At 33.8% G+C, this 1,964-nt stretch carries 3 protein-coding genes; 2 read left to right on the top strand and 1 reads right to left on the bottom strand.

Annotated elements, in window-relative coordinates; translation table 11 throughout:
- Both ENL20_11155 and ENL20_11150 read left to right on the top strand, forming a co-directional pair.
- A partial coding sequence (locus ENL20_11155; GenBank protein HHE39109.1) for a radical SAM protein occupies positions 1-604 on the top strand: 604 nt, incomplete at its 5' end.
- On the top strand, positions 591-992 hold the full coding sequence (locus ENL20_11150; protein HHE39108.1) for a NusG domain II-containing protein: 402 nt from the start codon (positions 591-593) through the stop codon (positions 990-992). The genes ENL20_11155 and ENL20_11150, both read left to right, overlap by 14 nt.
- A 53-nt stretch (positions 993-1,045) precedes the next feature.
- Here the strand turns inward: ENL20_11150 and ENL20_11145 are convergent.
- On the bottom strand, positions 1,046-1,964 hold a 919-nt coding region (locus tag ENL20_11145; protein ID HHE39107.1), incomplete at its 5' end, for a lamin tail domain-containing protein.

The raw sequence follows: 1,964 nt of genomic DNA, 5'->3' as shown, positions 1-1,964 counted from the left end.
TACTTATACAGAACCGATCACCTGGTTCGAGTATATTCTTGATTCGGCAAAAATACTAAAAGAAAACGGAATTAAAACCGTTTTAGTAACTAATGGTTTTATCAATCCGAAACCTTTATACGAGCTTCTCCCCTACATCAAGGCGATGAATATCGATCTTAAATCAATGGAAGATGATTTCTACAGGAAATTCTGCGGCGGCAAATTGCAACCTGTTCTGGATACGATCAAAACTGCTGCAAAAAACTGTCATCTGGAGATCACGAATCTTCTCATAACCGATGAAAATGATTCTAAAGAAAATATCCAAAAAGTAATAGATTTTATCGCTGAAATTAATCCCGATATTCCCTTGCATTTCTCCCGTTATTTTCCGCATTACAAGATGTCCAATCCTCCAACTCCGAAATCTACACTTCATTTAGCCCGGGAACTTGCCCAGGAGAAATTGAATTATGTTTATCTGGGAAATATCTTTTCAGATACTGATACCAAGTGTCCAAAATGTAATTCGCTCCTCATCAAAAGAGGATTTTCTCCGAAAATATTGATCAAAAATAATAAATGCCCATTTTGTGATTTTGAGATTTATGGGGAATTCTAAAACACAAAATTTGCCAATTGTTAAAAATTTGGCAAATTTAAAGAAAATATTCACCAAAGCAGATATTATATTGATAGCCTGCTTACTTGTTTTTTCAGTATTATTCCTGTGGGGATTAAAAAAGAATTTTTCTGAAAAAGAAGTTGAGATCTATCACCATAATATCTTAATATACAAAGAGAGTTTAAATCAAAATAAAATAATTGAAATTGAGAAGGGAATTGTGATAGAGATAAAAAAAGGAAAAGTAAGAATGAAAGAATCCACCTGTAAAAATCAAATTTGCGTTCAACAAGGTTGGAATGATACTTTCCCGATCATTTGCGTACCGAATGAGATTTCGATTGTAATTAAAAGGAATGAAGAGAAGTTGTTGATTACGAAATAAAAACAATTTATTTTTCTAGAATATTTTTTTTATATTAACCGATTTTATCTTAATCAATGGTTAGCAGTTACATAATAGAATTTTTTGTTTTCAGGATTTCGTTCCTCAAATATTGTACCTGTTACATTTGTTGCTTCTAATGAATAAATCCCATCAGGAGTATAAGAGGAATAGACCGAATAGTATTCTGCTCCCGGAACTGCATCCCATTCCAGGAATAAACTTCCATTTTGAAAATAGATAATTAAATTCTGGGGAATATCCAATCCGGTATTGGAAAAAGCAGGAGTTGGTTCCGTGAAAAATTCCCAATTCTCGCTGCCATCCGGATTCCTGCCAAAAGATACATCCATGCTCTGTATTCCAAAACTTAAAGTATCGATCGGAGTTGTGCCATAATATGCAAAAAGTCCGATCTGCTCTCCTGAGCCGGTAAGGTTAAATCCTAAATGTAAAATTCCATCTGCTGAATCATTATCAGCCCAGAGTAGTATAAAATCTCCCGGTTGAATGGTCGTTGAATCAGGATTCGTTTCAGGAATTTGATACCAATGAGAGTGATCGGTTAAATCGTCAGTAATGTACATCCCGCTAATATTTATTGCTTCTTCGCTCGCATTATAAATCTCTATCCAATCATCATATTCTCCTTCGGGATCTTGATTAGTAGTTCGATTGAGTGCGAGAAATTCATTGATAAATAAGGAAGGACAGTTATAATCTACTTCATATTCAATTAAATTATTATTTTCAGGAAATCTAGTGATAACTTGCTCATTGTCTTCAGCTTCGATATAATAGGATACTATTGTTCCGGAAATCTGCTGCGTAATATAACAGCCATAAACAGCATCTCCGGCAAATCCATCATTATTCTGACCATTGTCAAACATATAAATCGGATAGAACTCTCTTCCAAAACTATAGTATAAAATAACGGAATTAATGGAATTATCATCAATCGCTTTGATC

This window comes from Candidatus Cloacimonadota bacterium (genome assembly GCA_011372345.1).
Lineage (GTDB): Bacteria > Cloacimonadota > Cloacimonadia > Cloacimonadales > TCS61 > DRTC01.
The sequence above is the reverse complement of the archived record's forward strand: the minus strand, read 5'-3'. Positions and strand labels throughout refer to the sequence as shown.

Bases quoted from the DNA above. Each gene is read 5' to 3' on its own strand.
- ENL20_11150 (HHE39108.1), top strand. From the start codon at position 591: ATGGGGAATTCTAAAACACAAAATTTGCCAATTGTTAAAAATTTGGCA.